This is a genomic window from Denitrobaculum tricleocarpae, from assembly GCF_007004665.1.
GTDB classification, from domain to species: Bacteria; Pseudomonadota; Alphaproteobacteria; order Kiloniellales; family Kiloniellaceae; genus Denitrobaculum; species Denitrobaculum tricleocarpae.
This window is the reverse complement of the sequence record NZ_ML660058.1, coordinates 21,509-44,920: the sequence shown is the minus strand read 5'-3', so window position 1 is coordinate 44,920 and position 23,412 is coordinate 21,509. Positions and strand designations below refer to the sequence as shown.

The window sequence follows — 23,412 nt, the reverse complement described above, 5'->3', positions numbered from 1 at the left end:
TCGCATAACGTCGTGAAGGAAAAAAAACGCAGGACCCAGTTCATGCGGGTTGCCGAAGAACTCGGCCTGTCCTTCTCCAAAAAATCTGACAGAGCGCTCCGCAAGCGGCTCAAAGAATTCAGCCGCTTTGCGACACGAAGTGGAAAGCACCGTTACCACGCAAACATAATCAACGTCTTACGCGACAACAGGTTTGCCGGAGAGATGGTATTTTTTGAATGCTGGCAAAGGTGGGGGAATTCCGGGACGATGGATGGTGTTTTCTATTTCAGGTCGCCGGGGATGAACTGGCCCCAATTCTCTTTGCGTGAGATGCTCGCAGCCAAGCAACTTTTCCTTGGTGCGATGACAGGTAACTCCGGACTAAAAGTAGAGAAACATACCAAATTTTCAGAAAGGTATTATCTCACGAGCAACGATGAAAAAGCCGCGCTGGAATTGTTTGACGGCAAGCTCGTTACTTCCCTCGAAAGTCAGGAGGGATTTCATATCGAAGCGCACCGTGACGAGGTTATCATTTACACGGCAAATACTGAGTATCGAACCGTTAATTATCGCCCCTACAAACGCATCGAACCTGACGAATTAGAGCAGCTTAGATCAAAGGCAATTGATATCTTCGAACGTTTCAGATCATAAAAGACCCGGGCTATAGCTGTACGGCTCGAACTGAGTTCTGAAAAAGGCAGGAGCCCGCATCCGCGACTGGCTACCGCGCGCCAGCTCGGTGACTTGATCCTCATCCTTTGACAGCCCGGCACCTTGCCACCGGGTGCCGCCGTTTGCCGCCGACTTCAATTCCTGACGCAGCGAAGGACGGCTTTCTTATGGGCGGCGTGAGTTGCATACTCGCCCTTGGGGTGGCGCTTGCCACCTCATCCGCAGACAGGAGACAGCACGAGATATGAAGACCAGGGACGCCACTCTTGAAGACGTGAAGCAGATGAGCGCCTTTCTCAAGGAACTGACGGCCGCGGGAAAACGAAGCAGTCCGGATGACGAGGCATTCGTGCAGCGCTACTACATCGAGGATCCGGCAAAGATCCGCTGTACTGTCGCTGAGGAAGACGGCGTTGTTCTGGGTTTCCAGTCGCTCAAGCGCGCCGACACCGGTAATGAATGGGGGGTCGAACCGGGATGGGGCATCATCGGAACCCATATCAGGCCCTCGGCGGCCCGGCGCGGCGTGGGCCGGGCGCTCTTCGCCGTCAGTTCCGCCGCAGCGGAGAAAGCAGGGCTGGCCAAGATCGATGCGACGATCGCGGCCACGAACGCCGAAGGGCTGGCTTACTACGAGGCCATGGGCCTTCGAACCTACCGGACGCCGGAGGGAAGAATCTGCAAGTCATTCGACGTGGCCGGGCCGGGCAAATGAAGTCTCTGCCTCCCGCGTCTTCAAGGCTTGCGTCCCCTGTAAATCGTCCGGTCTCATCGGGACAGAGATAAAGAGCGCAGAGTCCATTTTCTCTGACGATCATCTGCCGGTTAAAACCCGATCAGGCGGGCACCTGGTTCAGCGCGATCCGGTTGCCTTCGCTGTCCTCGATCTCCGCGACGAAGCCCCCCGCTCCGATGTCCTTCTTCGGGTAGAGCACCTTCGCCCCCTCGGCTTCGGACAGCCGCAACACCGCGTCGATATCCTCCACGTCGAAATAGAGAATGCAGCCGCTATGGGACGGCGTGTAGACGTGGCCCTTCGCCAGCGCCCCGCTCGCCCCCGGACGATCCTCCGTCCTGGGAAAGAAAGCCATCTCGTATCCATCGACGGTCTGGCGGTCGAGCTGGAAGCCGAAAACACGCTGATAGAAGGCGACGGCGCGCTCCATGTCCGTGACCGGTATCTCGAAATGATAGACTGGGTTCGTCACGCGTCATGCTCCCGGCTGAAGAAGCTGCAGGCTAGCTTCATCGCCCGAGGCTGTCACGCGAAGGGGTTATCGCCAGGCCACACACCCGCCGGGTGAGGCATGCGCGGTTATGGGACGGCCCCGACCCTCGGCGCGTCGCATGACCGCTGTTGGCCCAAAGCTGCAATGGCATTCCATGAATCCAGAGTCAGCTTTCGAAACCTTCATTATGAGTTGACCCTTGGGACAGAGATGCGTATCTCCACAGGATACGGAGGCATTTTGCCTCGACATGGAGATTTTATGCGAGAGTCCCGGGCATAACGCCCTTTCCTGGCGAGTCGTAACAGGAACCTTAACAGTCGGAACACTTGAGCTGAACGCTGAGTGAACCTTTTTCTGTGCTCTCATAAAATCGAGAAAACCCCTTGAATATTTCAAAGCACGAGCAGCGTGTTTTGCATGAACTCGCTCTTGGTGGGTCGATCCATCATGAACGACTTCCGAACGGCAAAATACAAAATGTCATCTGCTACACGCGCGACGGTCATGTGCTGACTGATTGCACTCTTGGCGTTTTTCAACGCCTTCTGACACGACGCCTGATCCACTCCAGAAATGGACTCCCCTACCGGGCATCAAGGCTGGGGATCAAATCCGTTCGCGCCCAACTGAACCAAAGATAGGACATGCAATGAAACATGAAGATATTGACGCCATTGCCAAAGTCCACCGGCTGGCGTTTGGTCCAGACGAGGGCGATGAAATCGCTCAGCTTGCCAAGGACCTCTTTGATCTTCCCGGGACGATCTCGATCAGCGCGATGCGAGATGGGCAGGTTGCGGGCAACGTGATGTTCACGCCCTTCGCGTTCGCGGAGCACCCGGACATAAACTGCTATATGCTCTCACCCTGTGGGGTGCTGCCGGAGTATCAAGGTCAAGGCGTTGGCAAAGAGATCATGGAGGCAAGCACCGAGCATCTTAGATCCATCGGTGTCGACGCGGTGCTCGTATTGGGCGTTCCAACCTTCTATCCGCGCTATGGATATGTTCCGACGGACAAGCAAACGCCGTACCCTGACCTTCAGGCCCCAACTGATGCTTGGATGGTGCTTGAGCTGACACCAGGAACCCTTGCCAAGCTTAGCGGCCCCACAAAAGCAGCCCCACCCTTCATGCGCGAGGATTGGTGGGACATTCTGAACTACGGTCAAAAGTAGCTCCGAAAAGGAAAGGCATTCGGCGTCCCTGCCGAAGGTCTGCAAAATCCGCCCTGCGGTGGTCTTCATATCGCGAGCAGCAAATGGGCAGTGTCTTACATCTACGCCAGTTACTCTTCATAGCGCCTAAATTTGCAGGTTTGGCCCAGCTGGACCTCTATCAGGTCCAGCTGGGCTCCTGAGGGATGCGCGTCAGCGCATCCCAATCTGAAACTTAAGAGTTAATCTCAGCAAGGATCTCATCATAAGCCTCGCAGGTTTTGTCAAGGCTACCTTCCTGGCTCGAGAGGTTCGAGGCGGCACTGGAGAGTTTCTGCGACACAGTTTGCATCTTTTCCGGATTGCTTGTTGCTAACGCCTGCATCTTTTCCGAAATCTCAAGCGCCTTGGCCTGCGCCTCCTCGGGCGTACAGGCGGCATAGGAGACGGAGCTGATCAGCACTGCGCCGAGGAAGGTGCTGAGAAAAACATTCGCTTTCATAGGGTACTCTCTTTATTGGGATACTAAATCGCCCACTCACCTACCGATTGGTGACGGGAACCAAATAATACCACAGAAAAAAGTTAATGAATGATTACTTTTTTTGTTCTTTTAGTAACATTTTTAGATTTATCATTTTGATAGTACAGAATTTGAACTGATTATTACTTTACATATTTGCAAGTTTTGTATAATTCGAAAGAATACTCGCCCATTTATGTGCAATATATGGACTTCCGGCAGCACTCAGCGGATGTCTCTGGGCCGCGTGCGTCCGCACCTGAGATTTTATGAGCGGAGCCCGGGCTTAACGCCCGTTCCCGACGTTGTCAGCTTCCCGTCTCTCCGCATCTGTCGAGCGGGTAGTGTCGTTCGACGCCGGCCTCGTCCCCTGGCAAAGCGCATGACCGCCTTGAGGCTAGAGTACCTATGCCGTGTTTCTCGTGAATGACCGCAGTTGAACAAATGCGAAAACGAACTATCGAACGCGAGCGCTTTGATCCAAGACGACCCTGCGCTCCTCGCCTTTTACGTCGCGCAGGGCGTAGAGTGTAATTTTACTGCTCACACCTTTTCTCCGCAGGTCGATAACATATTGTAATATTTCTTCTTTGTGCCAACGCATAAGATCTCTCAGGCACCACCCGACACCGGTTTGAACCAGGTGTTCCGGGTCGTTTATCAAGCTATTGCAATTCGCAAGCGCCACATCTTTGTACAGTCTCGACTTGGCGACTTTGCGCGTGAATATGACGACACTTGCACGGCGAAGCCAAAGGTCTGCATCAGCATTCCAAGACTTTAGCAGATCGATTAACTCCGCCTCGTAGGCTTCCAGAATTTGTCTCAGGAACAATTTGGTAAAGCCGTCAATTTTGCTCCAGCCATGAAGACCCCTCATCAAGGACTCAAGGCAGTCAAATCGCTCTGGCGTAAAATATTCAGGCACCTGCTCCAAGAGCGCGAGCGCTACGCTCTTCTGCTCTCCATATCCTGAAGCGATGAGCCTTATGGCCAACTCGACCTTCTGCTCCGTCTGCAAAGAGACAAATTCTGATTTGAGGTCAGAGATCACGCGCCTCATTTCCGGAGCCCTTACGCCGTAGCCCAGATAACGCGGGTCAGGCTCGTTTGCGTCGGCAACATAGGGTGTAAATTCACCCAACGCGCTGAGTTCCAAGGCAATTGCCCGATGCAGCCGACCAATTTCAAGGTCGCGATGTCCCATGGGACAAGCCTATCCCGGACAGTCCCGGCTAACAAGCGGACGGCAAGGTTGTCCGCCATACCGGCTTCGATTTCTGTCGCGGCGAACGCCCGCTTTGAACCCGGCCTGCTCACTCATCAGGTCACGGCGAACGTCCAGCGTTGGAGAGACTCTTGAAGGAGCAGACTGGACCGACGGCCGACCCGCAGTTTAGTTTGCGCGGCAAGTCCTCAATCCTGCATTTCTATGCTTTGCCAATCGACAGCGGGCGGCTTGTTGCAGCGCCAGCCGCATTTAAAGGGATTAGTATGATTGATACTAACCGTCAGAGCGAACTCGTCCTGGTCGAGCCGGGCGATCGTCTCGTCATGCTCGCCAGAACACTTCAGGCAACAGACCCGACAGCTGAAACCCTGCTCAAGAAGCAGGCCGAGAGCATTGAGCGCGGCGCGGAAACCTGGATCGGCCATGCCCTCTATCGACACGGTTCAGTCTTTCAATCTGCTTCGGATGCGCCGGTATGGAGCCATTTTGAGCTGATGTATTTCCGCGGCTTCGTTCCAGCCGACACAATCCGTCAGCTCGCCGTCAATCCGCATGGAGACCGAGTTGAGCTGCTGCGTGCGGAGATACTCCTTTCCACGCCGTCGTCCTTTGTCTTACCGCGCGGCTGGGAAGGCTCGGCAGACCATCCCGAACGCACATCGTCGCTGGAGTTTCTTCAGGTCGAGCCGAAGCATCTGGATGAATACAGAAAAGCCATGCGTGTGTATTGCGGCCCTGCGGCCCAGACGCTCGTGCAGACCGGCCGGTTCGGTACGTTCAGAGCGATGGAGACGGCAGCGGTTCTCTACCACGACCCGAAGTTCGAAACCGATTGGAATCAGGTGCATTTATGCGAGCTGAACCCCGATGGTTTTGAAGGCTTCGGAAAAGAGTTTGAGGCAGTCCATCGGCAAAACATCTCGGAAGATGCCGAATTCTCCGATACCTTCGCGTCCCTCGGCCGCTTGCGTACAATTCCCCGCTGGACTTTCAATGATCCGGTCATAGAGGCCGACGCGGCACTCGCTCGGTAAAGCACAGCGGACCCTAAAGCGGTCATTGTCGATGAAGGAACCACGCTAACCCCGCCCTTTTAATGCTCCGGGAGAAGCCGATTGTGCTCGCCAGGCGTCAAACCTATTCTCCAAGGCCCGGACGGACCAAAAGCAAGTGGCGAGAAACCAGCATGTTAACCGGCCAATGCAATTGTGGCGCAGTCGTATTTGAGATCAGCAAGCCTGTTTCGGAGATCTACGTTTGTCACTGCTCGATCTGCCGCAGGTACACCGGCGGCAATGGCATTCCCGTCGTTGTCGTCGAGAATGAGGCCTTCACGTGGCTTAAGGGCCGCAGCAGCGTCAGAACCTGGAGAAAGCCGGGCGCTGATTGGGAGTCCAGTTTCTGCGGTGTCTGTGGCTCTTCCTTGCCTGGCAAAAATGACGAAGCACGCATGTTCGTTCCGGCAGGGCTCCTGCCCGGCGACCTCGAAACCTTGAAAGTCGCGCATCACATCTTTGTCGGCTCGAAGGCAAATTGGGATGAAATCGGAAATGCGGGAAATCAACACGACGGTCCGCTCGCCGGTTAGCTGAGCTTGGCATCTGCGTTCAGAGTAATCCTCGCCGTACAAGATCACGCCCTGCCGTATCACCAGGCGATTTCATCGAAACGAGGCGGGCCCCGACCCCCAAATCGGAACCCGCCCGCATTTCTCTTGCCGCTACGCCTGCTGCGACTTCCCGAGGATCGTCTTCATCGGCGACTTGAACAAAGCATCCAGCCGGAACGCCCTTCCGCCCTGATAGGCATAAAGAACCCATCCCGCCGCCAGGAAGGCGAACTCGCGTTTGATGGCGTTCAGGTTGTTCCACAGGGTCGCATCGAAGCTGAGCTTACCCACGCTGTACCAGGCGATCACCGCGAAGGCGGCGATGGCCGCGAGGCGGGTGGCGTGGCCGCTGGCGAGGACCAGGCCGATGGCGACCAGCAGGACCGGGATGTCGACGAAGCTCTTGATGTGGCCGTAGCCCGCGAAGAAGCCGCCGACTATAAAGACCGCCGCCACCGAGAGGCGCAGCAGCAGGCCGTAGTGGTTCCAGTTAACCTGCTCCGGCGCCATGCCCCGCTTCAGGAAGCGCTGATCGACCGAGTAGGATCCCGAGCCCAGGGCGAAGAGGATAAAGCACATCCCCGATAGGCCGATATCGCGGATCTGCACCAACAGAGCGGGTGAGAAGTGAGAGCTGACCTCGCTCTCCAGTCCGGAGACCGTGACCACCGGCAGGGCGATCACGAAGCTCCAGAGCAGGAAGGCATAGATGAAACTCAGGGCCCGCACGAAGACGCCCGCCAGCAGCGCGATGCCCGACAGCAACTCAAATGCCGAGAGCAACGTCAGGAAAGCAAGGGGCGTCAGGAAGGGATCCGGTCCGGAAAAGAGGTACTCGTCGAAGAAGGAATTGATGTAGCCGTTGGCGGCCATGTATTTGGTCACCAGGGCCTCGGACTGGGCGGCGTCGATGGCGCGCGACAGCTTCCACCAGCCGCCGACCAGGAAAACCGAGCCGAGGCCGAGCCGCAGCAGAAGGGCGATTTTGTTCGCGGACGCAGCTTTCACGTCCGTGGGGACTTCGCCCCAGAAATTGAAAGTCATGGGGTAACTCCAAGATTTGATTTTTTGTCTGTCGTCTTCGCCCGCACAGCAACGTCCACGGCGTAAAAGGCCATGTCTTTAAAGACCGCGTCTGTCGCTGCAGGGGCTTTGACGAAACCGGGGCGCCGAAACCAGGGCGCTTAACGGCGGCTGCTAAACGGGGCCGCCGTCGTCAGGCCGACAATCTTGGAGGGCTGTGCTCCGGCTCCTTTGCGATGCCGCTCAGGTCATCGCGCAGGATCGGATTCGGTGTCACCGCAAGCGTGCGGTTCGCGGGTACCGCGTTCTGAATGATCCCCGCACTGCAGAGATCGAGATTACACTCCACCTCTTCGCGTTCCGGGGGACAGGGGCAGTCCTGAGAAGCGGCCAGGGTAACCTGCAAATCATCGGCAGCCCGAAAGTCGTAGGCAGGCTTTTGGTCAGGGGCAGGCTCTTGGTCAGGGAAAGGCTCTTGGTCGTGCAAAGCCAGCTGGATGGATCTGGAAGCCGGCGCATCAAGCGCTTTACCTGGAGCCGGAACATCTGCCATGGAAAGGATGGCAAAAAACAGCGCCGTCATGGCAATCACCAGAGCGGCTAAAAAGGGTTGAAGATTCTTCACGGCAAGACTCATACACTGCTCATGTAGTCAGTCAAATCCTAACACAAACCCTTCATAAGTCACAATAATTTGACTCGACCACAGAAAGTCGCCGCACAACCGGGATGGATCGCGGCTCCGAAGGGATATCGGTGCTTCCAGCCTCAGGGAATGCGCCGGGATGCCCCAGGGACGCACCAGGAACGCGCCAGGGGCACGCCGGGATGCGACGAAATGTCCGCCGGCTCGCCACCTGCCCGGAACAGGCCGGTGGCAAGTCACGACAGCGGATTCGGGACCGGTACGCAGCCCTGCGAAACAGCTCTCGCGGCCTCGGCACTGAACGGCGGTCACTTGACTCAAATCATGGTCACCCCCCGGCACGCCCCTCAAAATCATCACCAGCAGTTACAGGAATAATCCGGCGAAGGGAGGCAAAGCCAATGCTGGAAATCAATCCAGGCACCGTCTGTTTCTTGATTCAAAAAGCCCACCAGTACGATGTGAAGCTGGCGCCTGAGGTTTCCGATTCTGACGGCACGCCCCCTCCGATCGATGAGGACGCGCTTGACGCACTGGAGGAGCATGAAGACGATCCCGTGGCGGATGATCCCGTCTATGAGGAGATGAAAAGCTTCATCGACGACATGAACGACGACGCGCAGGTCGACCTGGTCGCCCTGATGTGGCTCGGCCGCGACTCTGCCGGCCCCGACGACTGGCAGCAGATCCGCAGCGACGCAGCAGAGGCCCATAACGACCACAGCGCGGAGTACCTGCTGGGCACCCCCCTGCTGGCCGACTATCTCTCCGAGGGCTTGGCCGCCCTGGGCTACAGCTGCGAAGACTACGAAAACTGAGCCCAAGCGGGCGGGCCTCTCAGGGCCTGCCCGCACGCGGCTGCCCTCGAATCTATCCGTGAGTCTGCTCGCCCTCCAGAGATCAAACAATCACGGAGTTACCCCGAGAGGGACACCTCCGCGCCCCATCCGTGCCACAAACCGGCGCGAGAACGGCCCCTGTTCATAACGGCCACGCAGCGTCGCCTGCCGCGCCGCATATTTCTTCAGGGGTTCTTCTTATGGATAACGGACAAACTCAAACACCGCTGCTCGCGCGGCACGCGGCGCTCTTTAAAGTCATGCTGCTCGGCTTTCTGGTTCTGCTCATGCTTATCCCGCTCGAGTACGTCTATTCCGTGATCAAGGAGCGGGCTCACCTCAGCAAATCGGTCACGCGCGAGCTGGGTGAGAGTTGGGGGCGCTCGCAGACCATCGCCGGCCCGATCCTGCTGCTGCCCGTCGAAGAGCCCTATGTGGTGAAGGTGAAAAGCCCGGACTATACGGAGGAAAAACCGCTCTACCTGGATGAAACCCGATGGCACCGGCGCAATCTTTATATTCTGCCGGACGCCCAGCAGATCACGGCGGATCTCACCAGCCAGACCCGAAAGCGCGGGATTTACGAAGCCCTGCTCTATACCGCCGATGCGAAGGCCCGGGGCAGCTTCCGGATCCCCGCGGCCGAGACGCTTCCGCTCGAAGACGGCGCGCGCGTGCAGTGGCCGCAGGCCAAGCTGCTGGTGCAGCTCTCCGATCTGCGCGGCAGCGCCAATGCGCCGAAGCTTCTCTGGGGCAACGAAGAGCTGCTGTTCGACGTCCGCAGCAATAAACTGCACAGCGGCCTGCCGGGCAACCTGAACTGGATTCAGGCGCCCCTGCCCAAACTCACGCCCGGGTCTGCAGCGATCAATTATGCTTTCGACCTCAAGCTGAAGGGCAGCAGCGCGCTGGGCTTCGTGCCCCTGGGGCGGGACAGCGAATTTGCCCTGACCGGCGACTGGCCCCACCCCAGCTTCACCGGCGTTCAGTTGCCGGTCTCCAACGAGGTGCGCGACGACGGCTTTTCGGCACAGTGGCAGATCTCTCACCTGGCGCGCGGCCTGCCGCAGGTGCTGCGCGACGACAATGGGGGTGCACAGACGCTGGTGCAGCAGATCCACCTGAACGCGGTGAAGACCAAGCTGCTGAACCCGGTCGATTTCTACCGGATGAGCGAGCGCTCGGCCAAGTACGGCCTGCTCTTCATCATCGTGACCTTCGGCACGCTGTTTGTCTTCGAAGCCGTGGGAAAACGCCGCCTCCACGTGGTGCAATACCTGATGGTCGGCGCCGCGGTGACCCTCTTCTTCCTGCTGCAGGTTTCACTCGCCGAAGTGATCGGCTTTGCCAGTGCCTTCGGGCTGGCGGCGCTAGCCTGCGTCGCCCTGGTCACGCTCTATGCCGCCAAGATCACTGCCCGCTGGACTCGCGGCCTGATGCTGGGCGGCCTGTTGTCCGGCGTCTACGGCTATCTCTTCTTCACCCTGCAGGCGGAAGATCAGGCCATGCTGATGGGCAGCCTGCTGCTTCTGGTTCTGCTGGCCGCCGCCATGTACGCGACCCGGAACTTCGACTGGTATGCCCTGGGCGAACGCCTGATGCCGCCGGGCCAGATTCCGAGCCCTGATCCGGCGATGGCCGGTCCCAGTCAGGAGTCTGCGGTGTGGGGCAACACAACTTCGCAGGCGGACACGCCCGCATCGAAGGAGCCGGAGAAGTGACGACTCTTCAGGCCGGCACCCGCCCCGGGCTCTTCCCCAACCGCAGCATCCCGTAACCTGCGAGACAGAGCGTGATGCCGGAGACCAGGGTGCGGGTCTGGTTCCAGACCTGCCACCTTGGGGAATAGTCGTCCCAGATCCGGGCGGCCTCGGCGGGGTCCGCCGGGATCTGCACCAGGGCCAGAGCTTCGTTCATCGGGACGTTGACCAGCATGGTCAGCAGCATCCCGCCGACGAGGTAGATGACGCCCGCCGCGGCAAAGGGCCAGACCGCATCGCGTCTGCCCGCCTTGAAGGCAAGGACAGCGGTCAAGAACAACGCCAGGGGCGTGCCGAAGAAGGCGGGCGCGAAGACGGCGTTCCTGACCGATGCGTTCATGGCCTGCATGGCTGCAATGGCGACTTTCGGATCGGCAGTGTCCAGGCCCCACATGGTCGAGCAGACCCAGGCATAGAAGAATCCGAAGATAGCGCCGCTCAGGATCAGGCCCGAAAAGGCGGAAAGACGGAGAAGAGAATGCATGTCCTGCTCCCAATGATGACCCTTGTTGGAAAACGTCAGGTGAAATTTAAAAACCGTAATTATGTGTACGTTTGATCTTATCCGTAATTGTATGTACGGTATGAGTCAAGACGAATCAGGAGACCCTTATGCGAAGCTCCGCGCGCGTCCAACGGCAGGAAAAGATTGAAAAGGCGGCCTATGAACTGCTGGAAGCCAAGGGCTATGCGGGCACTTCGATGCTCAGCATCGCCACCCGGGCCAAGGCCTCCAACGAAACGCTCTATCGCTGGTACGGCGACAAGCAGGGACTTTTCAAAGCCATGGTTGTCCGCAATGCGCGGGACGTGAAGGAACTGCTGGAGAACGAACTGCAGGCGGAGCATCCGCCGCTCAAAACCCTGCGCAGGCTCGGGCCGCAACTGCTCGGGCTCGTGCTGGGCCAACGCGCCGTCGCCTTGAACCGCGCCGCCGCCGCTGATGCCAGCGGGGAACTCGGCGCCGCGCTGACCGAAGGCGGCCGGGACAGCGTCGTTCCCCTGATCGCACAGGTCTTTCAGCAGGCGCGCAAGGCCGGTGTGATTCAGGGCCTTTCCACCAAGGACGCGGTCGAACTCTACCTCAATCTGCTGATCGGCGATCTGCAGATCCGGCGCGTCATCGGCGCCCTGCCCGAGCCCACGACCCCGGAGATAAAGCGCCGCGCGGACCGGGCCCTCAAGACGTTTCAAAAAATCGCGTCTTGAAAGATCGCGGTAAAGCCGCTTAGCCGAAATTCGATCCTGACCGCCGCCCTTCGTCAGTTCTGAACGCCTGGTCAAGAATCCTGTACGGCCGGCTCTATCGCGAATCCTGCCGCTCCATAAGTCTGACGCACCCGATACCGCAACCGGAAACCTGGCTGCCGGAGACACGTCCACTGGAGGAAAAAAGGTGCAGAAGATACAAACCAAAACCCTGCTGATCACACTGTCGCTCCTGACCGCATTCGCCCTCGCCGCCTGCGAGGCGGTCAATACGGCAGGCGCAGAGTCGAACAAGAACGCAGAGTCGAACAAGGATGCGGCCGACCAGGTCACAGAAAAACCCGAGTTCAACGCAAAGGGCGAGCTTGTCCGGCCGGAGAATTACTTTGAATGGATTTTCGTCGGCAGTCCGCTCACCCCGAACGGTCTGAACGGCGGCGAGGCCGGTTTTCCCGAATTCCACAATGTCTACATCCAGCCCAGTGCTTACAGGATCTACAAGAAGACCGGCGTCTTCCCGGAAGGCACGATTCTCTACAAGGAGCTCCAGCTGGTGTTGCGTTCCGACTATGAGGACGGCTCGGCGGACGAGGCCTCCGGACGCGGATACTTTCCAGGTGCCTTCAACGGTGCCGATGTCGCGGTCAAGGACAGCATACGCTTTGCGGAGACCAACGGCTGGGGCTACTTCAACTTCGGCCACCATGCGCCGCCCCTCGCCAAGACCGCTGCGGCCCTGCCCGCCGAAGCCTGCGCCGCCTGCCACATTGCCAACGCCACGAAGGATATGGTCTTCACCAAGTTTTATACGCGGTTGCAGTAACGCGGCTTTAGAACGGGCCGGAGAGACTCTCGAGGAAAGCAGGTCTGCTTTCCTCTTTTTTTACGACTTCTGCGGAGCGCGCCGACAGCGGGCGGCAAGTCCCCGGCCGTGATGCCTTTGGACGCCAAGGCTTTTGACAGAGTTTCCTTTTGATTCCTAAGATGCGAACCGAATAGTTCAGCTAGGCACTCCGACAAACAGCGCCGAGTTGACGGCCAAAACAGCAAAACCGGAACACCAAAAAGGGACCGCGTTGAAACTCAAGAGCCACGGACGCTTCGACTACTCCGCACTTCCGCATCGCCCTCTTTACGACTGGCCGGACGGCCGCCGCCTCGCCGTCTACGTCGGCCTGAACCTGGAACACTTCTCCTTCGGCGAGGGCCTTGGCGCAGTTCTGGCACCCAGCGGTCAGCCGGACGTTCTGAACTACGCCTGGCGCGACTATGGCAACCGGGTCGGCGCCTGGCGTATGCTGGAACTCTTCGAGAATTTATCCATGCCCGTTTCACTGCTGGTGAATTCCAGCCTCTATGAACACTGCCCGGAACTGATCGCCGCCTATCGCAACCGGGGAGACGAAATCCTTGGCCACGGCCGCAGCAATGCGGAACGTCAGGGCGACCTGCCGGAGGCGCAAGAGCAAAAGCTGATCGCGGAGACGACCGCGAGCATTGCAGCGCATGAAGGCAGGCCGCCACGCGGCTGGCTCGGTCCCTGGATCTCGGAAAGCGACGTGACACCGGATCTCTTGAGCGAAGCCGGCTACGGCTACCTGCTCGATTGGTGTTCGGACGATCAGCCGGTCTGGATGCGGACGCGCAACGAACCGATCCTCGCTCTGCCCTACCCGCAGGAGATCAACGACATTCCCGCCATTGCCGTGCGGCGGGCCGGCGCGCGCGAATTCGCCGACATGATCATCGACAACTTCGATGAAATGAGGGAACAGGCAAAAGCGCAGCCCCTGGTTATGGGAATTGCGCTGCACGCCTATATCGTCGGCCAGCCTTTCCGGCTGCGCCACCTGCGCCGGGCCCTCGAACATATCGTGGCAAATCTCGGCGACGATGTGTGGCTGACGACCGCCGGCGCCATTGCCGGACATGTCGAAAAACTGCCCGCGGGGATCGTTCCCGGTTCGATTTCCGGCTCTGCCCCCGGTTCTGCCCCAAGTTCCGCTCCCGGGACGTCGCAACTCTGACCAAAGATTAGGCGGGCAGATAATTCTGCTTAAAAGTTAAACAGGCCCCGCCGCGCCCGTCCGAATAGTTTCCCCGGAAACACTTGCCGTCACCGCAAACATGCCATGGCATGCATATTGCAGAATTGTCCCCAAGTGACCGCAAAGACTGCGGCACAGCATAAACTTCATGACAGGGCGCAAGGGGACACTTCATGCAACGCAGATCATTTCTGAAACGCGGCGTCGTTGGCGCGGCAGCCGCCGGCGCGGCAAGCATCGCGGCACCGGCGGTCGTGCGGTCGGACGATAGTTTCAAGTGGAAACTCACCACCGCCTTCCCGCCCGGCGTCCCATTCTATTCGACCGGTCCCGGATCGCTTGCGGATCTGACGCAGTGGATCAAGACCATCTCGGGCGGGCGGCTGGATATCCAGCACTTCCACGCGGGCGAACTTGTGCCCGCCTTCGAAGGTTTCGACGCGGCTTCAAGCGGCACACTCGAAGTCAACGCCTGGGTGTCCTACTTCGGCGCCGGCAAAATTCCGGCGGCGCAATTCTTCGGCGCGGTCCCCTTCGGCATGAGCTTTCAGGGCCAGAACGCCTGGTTCTACCACGGCGGCGGCATCGAGCTCTGGCACGAGGTCTACGAACCCTATGATCTGGTCGCCTTTCCCTGCGGCAACACAGGCGTGCAGATGACCGGCTGGTTCAAGAAGGAGATCAACTCCCTCGAAGACCTCAAGGGGCTGCGGCTGCGGATCCCGGGCCTCGCGGGCAAAGGCTACGCGAAACTCGGGGTCGACGTGAAACTCCTGCCGGGCGGCGAGATCTTTCCGGCGCTCGAGCGCGGCGTGATCGACGCGGCCGAATGGGTCGGACCGGCACAGGACAAGCGCCTCGGCCTCAACAAGGCCGCCAAGTACTACTACACCACCGGCTGGCACGAGCCCACGACGGTGACTGAATTCGCCATCAACAAACAGGCCTGGCAGGCCTTGCCGCCCGATCTGAAACAGACGGTGGTGACCTCCTGCGCAGCCGCAAACATGGTCGCCCACACCTGGTCGGAGGCCAACAACGCGCAGGCCTTCGAGGAATTCATCAACGAAGGCACGGAAGCGCGTGTCCTGCCCGACGATGTCGTCGGCGGCCTCAAGACCGCGATGGACGGCGTCTACGAGGAACTCGCGAGTAACGATCCGACCTTCAAAAAGGTCATGGAATCCTACCTCTCCTTCAAGAAGACCCACGACAAATGGGCCCGCATGAGCGAAGGCGTCTGGCACGCCAAGCTGCGCAACCCCGCGTAAGGAAACCAGCCGCTGTTAACGAAACTGGCTTCCCGGCTGGAAGCGGTCACCGCGTTGCTTGGACAGGTGGCCGCTTTCGCAATTCTCGCACTGGTGCTGCTGGTGACGACGAACGTTCTGTTGCGCTATTTCTTTCGCACGGGATCGGTTTGGAGTCAGGAGTTGGAGTGGCATCTCATGGCGCCGATCGCGCTCTTCGCCATTCCCTACACCCTGATGAAGGGAGACGCGGTAAGGGTGGACGTTCTCTATGAGCGTTTCTCGGGCCGGACGCGCCTCCTGCTGGATATCTTCGCGGGGATCGTGGGAATGGCGGTGGCTTTCCTGCTGCTGAAATACTCGATCCCCTACGTGGAGAAATCCTGGATGAACGGTGAAGGCTCGCCCGACCCGGGCGGCCTTCCGGCGCGCTATCTGCTCAAGGCGATTCTGCCGATCGGATTCGCGGCGCTCTTTTGCCAGCAACTGGCCCAGGTCATTGCGAACTGCGCCCGCCTGTCAGGCGCTGTTTACCCTGCGGACACAGATAAGTCAGATCCTTGAGCCTGTCCTGCTTCCTCATTGAGACTGTTTCCTGAATATGGCTGAAAACGAATGGCTCGCGATCGGTATGATCGTCTCCTTTTTCCTGCTCACGACGATCGGCGTGCCGGTGGCCATCGGTATCGCCCTCTCGGGGTTCATCTTCGGTTTTCTGGGGTTCGGTGAATCCCTCTTCAACCTCCTGCCGCACCGCATTTACGGCGTTGTCTCCAACTACACCCTGATGGCAATCCCGCTCTTCGTCTTTATGGGGGTCATGCTGGAAAAATCGAAGATCGCGGAAGAGCTGATCGAGGTTGTCGGCTATCTCGCCGGCGGCCTGAAAGGCGGCATGGCGCTGGCCATCGTGGTGGTCGGCGTGGTTCTGGGTGCGTCAACGGGGATCGTCGGCGCAACGGTCGTGACCCTCGGGCTGCTGACCTTGCCGGTTCTGGTGCGCCGCGGCTACGACAAGTCCCTGGCCACCGGCTGCATCTGTGCCGCGGGCACGCTGGGCCAGATCATTCCTCCGAGCCTGGTGCTGATCCTGCTCGCGGATATCACGGGCCAGTCGGTGGGCACGCTCTTCGCCGCCGCCATGGTGCCGGGACTGGCGCTGGCGGCGCTCTACTGCCTTTACATCCTGGGATTTGCCTATGCCAGACCGGCGTCGGCCCCGCCCATCCCCCTGGAGGAGCGCTCAAGCGTCACGGGCGCCGCACTGGCGAAGAAAGCAGTCCTGGTCATCGGTCCGCCGCTGGCACTTGTCGCCACGGTTCTGGGAACCATCATCGGCGGGGTCGCCGCACCGACGGAGGCTGCGTCCATGGGCGCCTTCGGCAGCCTGCTGGTCGCGTTGCTGAACCGCCGCCTCACCTGGCCGCTGCTGGTGGCGGTCCTGCGCGGGACGACGCGGATCACCGCCATGATCTTTTTCATTCTCGTCGCAGCCCAGATCTTCGCCCTCGCCTTTCGCGGCCTGCAGGGCGAAAGCCTGGTTCATGCCATGTTCGAAGCACTGCCCGGCGGTGTGAATGCCGGCCTCCTATTCATGATGCTGCTGCTGTTCATTCTGGGATTCTTTCTCGAATGGATCGAGATCTCCTACATCGCGCTGCCGCTCTTCTTTCCCTACTTTGCAGCGGCGAATGTCGATCCGGTCTGGTTGGCGATCCTCGTCGCCATCAATCTGCAAACCTCATTCCTCACCCCGCCGTTTGGCTGGGCGCTGTTCTTTTTGAAAGGTGTCGCGCCGCCGGACGTGACCACACTGGACATCTACAAGGGTGTTATTCCCTTCATCCTGATCCAGGTCGTGATGTTGGCCATTCTCTTCGCCGTTCCGGAGTTGTCCCTCTGGCTTCCAGAGGTCATCGGCTGGTAACTCCAGCTTACCTCTCCAGTTGACAAACGCATCTCGTACTGCGGGTGTCTGCAATAACACAGCGTTGGCAACAATCCTGAGCCGCCACATCGAAAATATTGTCTCAATACAATCCAAAAAGAAGAGAGTCCTTCGGGGCAGTGTTTTCGGATCAGGAATTCTCATTTGTCAATCCGGTCAGTCGAGAGTCACATTAGGACTGACTATACTTACGAATGAGATATTCAATTCATGAATACGGCCGTCACGAAACCGGACAAAATCTCGAACCCCTTGCAGATGCTGACCCGCTACAAGGCCTGGGCCAACCGGCTGACCTACGAGAAAGTCGCTGAGCTGCCGCCGGAAGAACTCACGCGGGAACGCCAGACGAACTTTAAGACGATTCTCCACACGCTGAACCACGTCTATGTGGTCGACGATATCTTCCGCGCACATCTGGAAGGCCGGTCCCATGGCTACAAGGCGCGCAACACGGAAACCTCGCCGCCGCTGGAGACGCTCTGGAGCAACGTCCAGGCTATGGACCGGTGGTATATCGATCTGGCCGACCGCCTCTCGGATGCGGAACTTGCGGAAGTCATCACCTTCGAATTCGTCGGCGGCGGCGCAGGGGCGATGAGCCGGATGGAGATCCTCCATCACCTGGTCAACCACGCGACCTATCACCGCGGTTTCGTCAGCGACATGCTCTACCAGGTGCCCTTAAGACCCACAGCGAACGATCTGCCGGTCTTCCTGCGCGACGTCTGGAACAGCGCGTAGCCTGTCCTCTCAGGCAACCATCCTGGAATCGCTGCTTAACAGCGATCTCTCCAGCAGATCGCCGATCAAGGCTTTTGTCTGGTCGCTCTCATCGAACTTGATGTGAATGCCCCGCTCCGAACGATTGACCACGGAGACCGAAATCATCTCGCTCATGTCCCCTATTCTGAGGGACAGGCACTCGCACCCCGGCAGATCGTCGTCGCTCGTCAAAAGCGCTCCGCCGAGTGACATGTCCCGCGCCTGTGCGTTCATCGTGCCACCGTCGCAGTTGACCACCACCGGCCAGTTCACCTCATAGCGCGGGTCCTTGCGGCGGTTACCGACGGCGGATTCCCGCAGATCCGTGAGGACGGCGCCCATACGTTTGTCCAGGACATCCATGTTGCTAAGGGTTGCCTCGGCGGAGCTAAGCACACTGTCGGACCGCTCGTTTACCTGAGCCGCCTCACTGGCAACGTCAGTCATCTGTCCGGAGACGTCCCCCATATGACGTACCGAGGACTGAACCGATGCACTGATTTCCTGCGTGGCTTCACTCTGCTGCTCGACCGCGTTGGAGATCGTCTCGGAGATGGTATTGACCTCCTTGATGGTCTCGGTAATGACCCGGATCGCGTTAACGGCGCCCTCGGTTTCGCTTCGGATGGAGCCGATCTGGCTGCTGATTTCATCCGTGGCCCTGGCGGTTTGCGTGGCCAGGTTTTTCACCTCGTTCGCAACCACCGCAAAGCCCTTGCCGGCGTCCCCGGCGCGCGCGGCTTCGATGGTGGCGTTGAGCGCCAGCAGGTTGGTCTGCTCGGCGATATCCTGGATCAGGTTAACCACGTCACCGATCTTCTGGGCGGATTCAGCAAGCCCCCCGACGATGGCATCTGTCCGGTCCGCCTCCACAGCCGCCTTCTGAACAATCGTCGAGGACTGGCCGACCTGCCGCGTGATTTCGCTGATCGAAGCGCTAAGTTCTTCTGCTGCGGAGGCAACGGTCTGGATCGACTCGTTCGCCTGCGTCGCGCCGTCGGAGACACTGGAAGAACGGTCGGTCAAACGGCCGATGATCTCGCCCATTTCGGTTGAGGATTTTTTCATGCCATCCGCCTGAGACGAGGTTTCGACCATGACGGATTTAATCTCCTCGTCCAGGCGGTCGGAAAGCGCAAGGAGCTCCGTCTTCAGCTTTTCATCCTCGTTTTTCTTGGCTTCGGCCTCCTGCTCCTTCACAGCCAGAAGCTCGGCCTTTTTGGCGTTTTCCTTGAAGATCAGCACGGCGTCCGCCATGTCGCCAATTTCGTCGGCACGTCCGACAGAGGGGATCTCCATATCCGCGTTGCCCCTGGCCAACTGCATCATGGCCGAGGTCATGCCGTTAATCGGGCGGGTGATCCGGAAGATCACCACCCAGGCCGTGACGCCGCCGATTGCAATCATGATACTCAGGATGAGACCCGCGAGAACCACCGTCCGGGTCGCGTTGCTCTCGGAGAGGCTCGTGGCCGACTCGCTGGTCGCGCTGATCGCGCTTTGGATCGCGAGCAGACCATCGATTGCGTTGGTCGCCGTCTCGATCCATTCCGCGCTCGAAATGGGATAGTCCGCGGTCTCGGTCGCCTGCCGGTAGAGGCCTTGCCGGATCTCCTCGAAGGAGCCGAAGAAGTGCGCGCGTGCCTGCGCGACCGCGTCCTTGACCTCCGCCGGCACCAGGTCATTCTCGGCGCTCAACTGAACCTCGTCCCAGGCGTAGTCAACCCGGCCCCGGTAGGTTGCCAGCGTCTTGATCTGCGCCGCCGACATGGGCAAACGCGAACCGATAATCCCGCCCATAATCGCGCGTTCCCGGCCGGCGAATTCCGACATGATCCAGGTGTCGTGCCGCATCAGAAGCAGGAGCGCGAGCTTTGGGTCCCGCTCACCTAGAGCGTTTGTCGCCGCCACCATCGCCTTCTGGCTTCTGATGATCAAACGCGAGGCCGTGGGAAGCCAGTTCGACAAAAGCGCGGAGGGGCGGTCCGCCTTCTCCTGCGCCAGCGCCGCATCCGCTTCCGCCCGCAGGCTCTGCAAGGCCGCGAAATCCGCCTTCAGGTCGGATACAAACTTATCCTTGCCTTTAAAATCGTCCCATCCGGCAAGCTGGTCCATCGCTGCCACGAAGGCGGCATCCGCCGCCGCCCGGCGGGTCTGGATTTTTTTCAGCAGGGCGTCTCCCGCAGGCGTGACCGAGTGCAGGCCGCTGTTGGTCACGCCGCGTTCCACCGCCCAGTTTCCGGCGGCGATGGTCAGATTGTCTGAGAGTTCACGTCCTTCAAGACCCACAGCGTAATCCAGCCAGGACCGGGAGATCGCGGCGTCCAGCGCCAGGAGAGAATCGATCGCCGCCGTCGATGCGTCGATCCACTCGATCGTTGTGAGCTGATAGGCGGCGGAGTTGGTGCCGGCATGATAGACCGAGTCCCGCACGCCTTCGAAAGATCCGAAGTAGCCCTGCTGCGCTGCCTCGATCGCCGACGCCAGAGAAGCTTCAAGCGAGGGAACCCGGGCAATGTCCCGAACGGTGTCCCAGGCGGTTTCGACCCGCCCGCGATAGCCGCTCAGGGTACGCAGTTGCTCGGGCGACATGCTCTTGCCTCCCGCGATGACGCCGCCGACGATGGCGCGCTCCCGTCCGCCGTATTCAGACATCACCCAGGAAAAATGTTTCAAGGCCGCAAGCTGACTGACGGAATCGCTCGAGGTCTGTGTATTGGTCACCGCAATCCGCAGGGCCTGACTTTCGAGAATCAGACTGGTCATGCCCGGCAGCCAGCCTGCGGTTACGGCCGGATCCCGCGCCGTCAAGGGCTGGGCCAGAGCCGCATCGGCCTTCTGCCGCGCGGCGAGAACCTTCGCATAGGCTGCTTCGGTTTTTTGAAGAGCAGGCTCCACGTCACCAAAGCTGAAGTGCGTCCTGATCTGATCGAGAACCTCCCGGTAAGCGCCATCCGCCGCCTGCCGCCGCGCCTCTATGATCGTCTTAAGCTCCTGGGAAACCGGATTGGCATTGTGGAGCGCCGCGTTGGTGACACCGCGCTCCACCGCCCAATTGCCCGCGCTAATGACCAGCAGATCGGTCAAAGCATTGTTGAAGGTGTTGCGCTCCGCCACCCTCCGATCTTCCAGCGCCGAGAGCATGGAGGAGACGGCAAAGTAAGCGACAGTCGCAATAAGCACCGAGCAAATGACGAAAAGACTGTTCCGGATCGTGAAAAGACGCGCAGTTTTCATGAGAAGGCCCCGAAAGAAACGTTATACGCTTAGACTTTAAAAGACTTTCTCTCGAAAATAGTTAAATCCGACGCATTTAGTTCAAATGCTTGCATCTATACTATATTTGCCCAATTTTTTGGCAATTTTGCCTTTAAGTTCTACTCGCTGAATAGTCTGCTGCACGAACTCGACAACCCATTATAGATCTTTGCGGGCAATAAAAACCCCGGACACAACCATCGCATTAACGTTTTCGCACGGCTTCATCGCTTCGGAATTCGAACACAAGAAGCGGATGGCGGCAAAAAAACGGAGGGTGCATCACTCCCTCATCGGCAATCAATCTGATGAGAGAAAACAGGATGCAACTCGAAAACAAGGTCGTCGTTCTCACCGGCGCCAGCAGCGGTATCGGCTACGCGGCGGCGAAACTCTTTGCAATGCAGGGGGCCAAACTGGTCGTCAGTGCCCGGCGGCAAGTGGCGCTGGACCGGCTCGTGAGCGAGATCAGGACCAGGGGCGGCGACGCCGTCGCGCTGGCCGGTGATATCAGGGACGAAGCCACCGCGAAGGCCCTGGTCGATCGGGCACGGAACGAATTCGGCGGCCTGGATATCGCTTTCAACAACGCAGGCCAGCTTGGAGCGATGGGCGAGACGCCCGGCGTAGCCCTCGAGAGCTGGCGCGAGACCATTGAAACCAACCTCACAAGCGCCTTTCTGGGTGCGAAGTATCAGATTCCGGCCATGCAGGAACGCGGTGCAGGTTCACTCATCTTCACCTCCTCGTTCGTCGGCCACAGGGTCGGCATGCCAGGCATGGCCGCCTATGCGGCCAGCAAGGCGGGCCTGATCGGCCTGACGCAGGTTTTGGCGGCGGAGCATGGCCCGCAGGGCATTCGCGCCAACGCCTTGCTGCCCGGCGGCACCGATACGGAGATGGCGCAGGCTCATTCCAACACGCCCGAGGCCCGGGAGTTCGTGAACGGCCTCCATGCCTTAAAGCGCATCGCCCGGCCGGAAGAGATTGCACGGGCGGCGCTTTTCCTTGCCTCGGACGCCTCCAGCTTCGTCACCGGACAGGCGATCCTGGCCGACGGCGGGGTTTCCATCACCCGGACCTGACGGCAGCCGGGCGGGGCACCGGGCCGCTCAGGCCATGCCCCGCCCCCCGTCTTTGTCCCGTCTAGCCGTTGCAGATCACCACCTTCTGCCGGGCGCAGGCCGCCGTGCGGTGGGGATAGGCCGCGTGATAGTCCGCGTCTTCCCAAAGCGAGAGCAGAACCTCCTTGTCGGCGAAAGTCCCGATGGCGACCAGATCCCAGTCCTCCTCGGGACCGACAAAACCGGCTTCGAAAGGCGCCACGAGTAGAAAGCGGCCGCCGATCTTTTCCATGGTCGGGATGCTGACCGCCGCATAGCGGTCGAAGGCTGCCCTCCCGCTCTCCGGTGCGGCGGGCGCAATGGCTTCATCCTGGTAAAGCCCCTGATCGCGCAGCTTGAAGAAATTGATCAGCGTGACCGGGCTCCCCGACGGCCTGCCGGCCACCTTCCGCCACTGTTCCGCCGTCGGGCTGGCGCCGTCGGACCCGTCGCCGTACCAGGCGATCAGGCGCGCCACGCGGTCTTCGAGTTTACTGTTTGCGTTCACGATGAACTCCGTTAAATTTGACATATGTAAAATTAAAATCGGATTTTTGACAGGTGTCAAATTTAAAACGCGCGGAACGATCCCGCCTGGAAATTCTCGATGCGTCCTGGGATCTGATCGCCGAGCGGGGCGCGGCGGTGTCCATGGCGGAAATCGCTGCAGCCGTGGGCATGACCCGCCAGTCGATCTATGTGCACTTCAGTTCGCGCGGCGGTCTCTTGATGGCGTTGGTGCGCCGGGCGGATGAACGCTTCTTCATCTGGGAAGGTTTCGAGTCCGCCATGGAACAGAAAGATCCGGCGGCGCGCCTGGACGCCGTACTTAAGGTCTGGCTGGACTTCGTGCCGAAGATCCATCCGGTCGCCACGGACCTGATCCGCATGCGCGCCACTGACGAAGACGCCGCACGCGCCTGGGACGACCGCATGAGCGAACTGCTGAAGTTCTACCGGGGCCTGGTCGGCGGTCTTAAGAAGGAGGGTGCCCTGTCCCTGGACTGGAGCGTTCCGCGCGCGACGGACTATCTCTGGGCCTCTTCGTCGGTTCAGGCCTGGGATCTGCTGGTCAGGGAACGGGGCTGGAGCGAAGCCGCCGCAGCAAAAACCATTCGCAGCACGATCTGCAGAACCCTGATCAAATGATTG

Annotated in this window: 25 protein-coding genes; 17 read left to right on the top strand and 8 right to left on the bottom strand. The window is 59.5% G+C overall.

Annotated elements, in window-relative coordinates; translation table 11 throughout:
• Positions 1-42 precede the first annotated feature (42 nt).
• Both FKG95_RS19260 and FKG95_RS19255 read left to right on the top strand, forming a co-directional pair.
• Positions 43-639 (top strand): hypothetical protein, encoded by a 597-nt coding sequence (locus tag FKG95_RS19260; RefSeq protein WP_179954176.1) that lies wholly within the window; start codon positions 43-45, stop codon positions 637-639.
• A gap of 265 nt (positions 640-904) precedes the next feature.
• Entirely contained in the window at positions 905-1,375 is a 471-nt protein-coding gene (locus FKG95_RS19255) for a GNAT family N-acetyltransferase (protein WP_142898048.1), read from the top strand.
• A 121-nt stretch (positions 1,376-1,496) separates the two neighbouring features.
• On the opposite strand, the gene FKG95_RS19250 is transcribed toward FKG95_RS19255, so the two are convergent.
• On the bottom strand, positions 1,497-1,868 hold the full coding sequence (locus FKG95_RS19250; RefSeq protein WP_142898047.1) for a VOC family protein: 372 nt from the start codon (positions 1,866-1,868) through the stop codon (positions 1,497-1,499).
• Between the two features lie 407 nt (positions 1,869-2,275).
• Between FKG95_RS19250 and FKG95_RS19245 the strand changes: the two genes are divergently transcribed.
• Both FKG95_RS19245 and FKG95_RS19240 read left to right on the top strand, forming a co-directional pair.
• Entirely contained in the window at positions 2,276-2,533 is a 258-nt protein-coding gene (locus FKG95_RS19245) for a YjhX family toxin (RefSeq protein ID WP_142898046.1), read from the top strand.
• 8 nt (positions 2,534-2,541) lie between these two features.
• The gene (locus FKG95_RS19240; protein WP_142898045.1) at positions 2,542-3,069 is read left to right on the top strand and encodes a GNAT family N-acetyltransferase; all 528 of its coding nucleotides are present in this window, start codon (positions 2,542-2,544) and stop codon (positions 3,067-3,069) included.
• 214 nt (positions 3,070-3,283) lie between these two features.
• On the opposite strand, the gene FKG95_RS19235 is transcribed toward FKG95_RS19240, so the two are convergent.
• Together FKG95_RS19235 and FKG95_RS19230 are read right to left on the bottom strand one after the other, a co-directional pair.
• On the bottom strand, positions 3,284-3,550 hold the full coding sequence (locus FKG95_RS19235; RefSeq protein ID WP_142898044.1) for a hypothetical protein: 267 nt from the start codon (positions 3,548-3,550) through the stop codon (positions 3,284-3,286).
• Between the two features lie 478 nt (positions 3,551-4,028).
• Complete coding sequence (locus FKG95_RS19230) at positions 4,029-4,778, bottom strand: DNA alkylation repair protein (RefSeq protein ID WP_142898043.1); 750 nt, start codon at positions 4,776-4,778, stop codon at positions 4,029-4,031.
• Between the two features lie 152 nt (positions 4,779-4,930).
• Between FKG95_RS19230 and FKG95_RS19225 the strand changes: the two genes are divergently transcribed.
• Both FKG95_RS19225 and FKG95_RS19220 read left to right on the top strand, forming a co-directional pair.
• Complete coding sequence (locus tag FKG95_RS19225; protein ID WP_142898042.1) at positions 4,931-5,836, top strand: hypothetical protein; 906 nt, start codon at positions 4,931-4,933, stop codon at positions 5,834-5,836.
• A 152-nt stretch (positions 5,837-5,988) separates the two neighbouring features.
• Positions 5,989-6,390 (top strand): GFA family protein, encoded by a 402-nt coding sequence (locus FKG95_RS19220; RefSeq protein ID WP_142898041.1) that lies wholly within the window; start codon positions 5,989-5,991, stop codon positions 6,388-6,390.
• A 132-nt stretch (positions 6,391-6,522) separates the two neighbouring features.
• Here the strand turns inward: FKG95_RS19220 and FKG95_RS19215 are convergent, their stop codons facing one another.
• Positions 6,523-7,455, bottom strand: coding sequence for a DoxX family protein (locus FKG95_RS19215; protein ID WP_142898040.1), 933 nt, complete (start codon positions 7,453-7,455; stop codon positions 6,523-6,525).
• A gap of 172 nt (positions 7,456-7,627) precedes the next feature.
• Positions 7,628-8,059 carry a hypothetical protein gene (locus FKG95_RS19210; protein WP_142898039.1) on the bottom strand — a complete coding sequence of 144 codons (432 nt, stop codon included), beginning with the start codon at positions 8,057-8,059 and terminating at the stop codon, positions 7,628-7,630.
• Between the two features lie 422 nt (positions 8,060-8,481).
• On the opposite strand from FKG95_RS19210, the gene FKG95_RS19205 reads away from it, so the two are divergent.
• Both FKG95_RS19205 and creD read left to right on the top strand, forming a co-directional pair.
• Positions 8,482-8,898, top strand: coding sequence for a DUF3775 domain-containing protein (locus tag FKG95_RS19205; protein ID WP_142898038.1), 417 nt, complete (start codon positions 8,482-8,484; stop codon positions 8,896-8,898).
• A gap of 221 nt (positions 8,899-9,119) precedes the next feature.
• On the top strand, positions 9,120-10,640 hold the full coding sequence (creD, locus tag FKG95_RS19200; protein ID WP_142898037.1) for a cell envelope integrity protein CreD: 1,521 nt from the start codon (positions 9,120-9,122) through the stop codon (positions 10,638-10,640).
• 7 nt (positions 10,641-10,647) lie between these two features.
• On the opposite strand, the gene FKG95_RS19195 is transcribed toward creD, so the two are convergent.
• Complete coding sequence (locus tag FKG95_RS19195; RefSeq protein WP_142898036.1) at positions 10,648-11,163, bottom strand: anthrone oxygenase family protein; 516 nt, start codon at positions 11,161-11,163, stop codon at positions 10,648-10,650.
• 128 nt (positions 11,164-11,291) lie between these two features.
• Between FKG95_RS19195 and FKG95_RS19190 the strand changes: the two genes are divergently transcribed.
• The 7 genes from FKG95_RS19190 to FKG95_RS19160 all read left to right on the top strand — a co-directional run bounded on the left by FKG95_RS19190 (position 11,292) and on the right by FKG95_RS19160 (position 17,878).
• The gene (locus FKG95_RS19190) at positions 11,292-11,888 is read left to right on the top strand and encodes a TetR/AcrR family transcriptional regulator (RefSeq protein ID WP_142898035.1); all 597 of its coding nucleotides are present in this window, start codon (positions 11,292-11,294) and stop codon (positions 11,886-11,888) included.
• Between the two features lie 187 nt (positions 11,889-12,075).
• Positions 12,076-12,711, top strand: a complete 636-nt coding sequence (locus FKG95_RS19185) for a cytochrome P460 family protein (RefSeq protein ID WP_218940266.1) — start codon at positions 12,076-12,078, stop codon at positions 12,709-12,711.
• 253 nt (positions 12,712-12,964) lie between these two features.
• Positions 12,965-13,915 carry a polysaccharide deacetylase family protein gene (locus FKG95_RS19180; RefSeq protein ID WP_142898034.1) on the top strand — a complete coding sequence of 317 codons (951 nt, stop codon included), beginning with the start codon at positions 12,965-12,967 and terminating at the stop codon, positions 13,913-13,915.
• A 194-nt stretch (positions 13,916-14,109) separates the two neighbouring features.
• Positions 14,110-15,207 (top strand): TRAP transporter substrate-binding protein, encoded by a 1,098-nt coding sequence (locus tag FKG95_RS19175; RefSeq protein WP_142898033.1) that lies wholly within the window; start codon positions 14,110-14,112, stop codon positions 15,205-15,207.
• A 66-nt stretch (positions 15,208-15,273) separates the two neighbouring features.
• The gene (locus FKG95_RS19170; protein WP_246116828.1) at positions 15,274-15,750 is read left to right on the top strand and encodes a TRAP transporter small permease subunit; all 477 of its coding nucleotides are present in this window, start codon (positions 15,274-15,276) and stop codon (positions 15,748-15,750) included.
• Positions 15,751-15,787: 37 nt separating this feature from the next.
• On the top strand, positions 15,788-17,113 hold the full coding sequence (locus FKG95_RS19165) for a TRAP transporter large permease (RefSeq protein WP_142898031.1): 1,326 nt from the start codon (positions 15,788-15,790) through the stop codon (positions 17,111-17,113).
• 231 nt (positions 17,114-17,344) lie between these two features.
• Entirely contained in the window at positions 17,345-17,878 is a 534-nt protein-coding gene (locus FKG95_RS19160; protein WP_142898030.1) for a DinB family protein, read from the top strand.
• Positions 17,879-17,887: 9 nt separating this feature from the next.
• Here the strand turns inward: FKG95_RS19160 and FKG95_RS19155 are convergent, their stop codons facing one another.
• On the bottom strand, positions 17,888-21,136 hold the full coding sequence (locus FKG95_RS19155) for a methyl-accepting chemotaxis protein (protein ID WP_142898029.1): 3,249 nt from the start codon (positions 21,134-21,136) through the stop codon (positions 17,888-17,890).
• Positions 21,137-21,480: 344 nt separating this feature from the next.
• On the opposite strand from FKG95_RS19155, the gene FKG95_RS19150 reads away from it, so the two are divergent.
• Positions 21,481-22,242, top strand: coding sequence for an SDR family oxidoreductase (locus FKG95_RS19150; protein ID WP_142898028.1), 762 nt, complete (start codon positions 21,481-21,483; stop codon positions 22,240-22,242).
• Between the two features lie 61 nt (positions 22,243-22,303).
• Here the strand turns inward: FKG95_RS19150 and FKG95_RS19145 are convergent, their stop codons facing one another.
• Positions 22,304-22,768, bottom strand: a complete 465-nt coding sequence (locus tag FKG95_RS19145; protein WP_179954175.1) for a DUF1330 domain-containing protein — start codon at positions 22,766-22,768, stop codon at positions 22,304-22,306.
• A 53-nt stretch (positions 22,769-22,821) separates the two neighbouring features.
• On the opposite strand from FKG95_RS19145, the gene FKG95_RS19140 reads away from it, so the two are divergent.
• Complete coding sequence (locus tag FKG95_RS19140; RefSeq protein WP_142898026.1) at positions 22,822-23,409, top strand: TetR/AcrR family transcriptional regulator; 588 nt, start codon at positions 22,822-22,824, stop codon at positions 23,407-23,409.
• Positions 23,410-23,412: the final 3 nt, after the last annotated feature.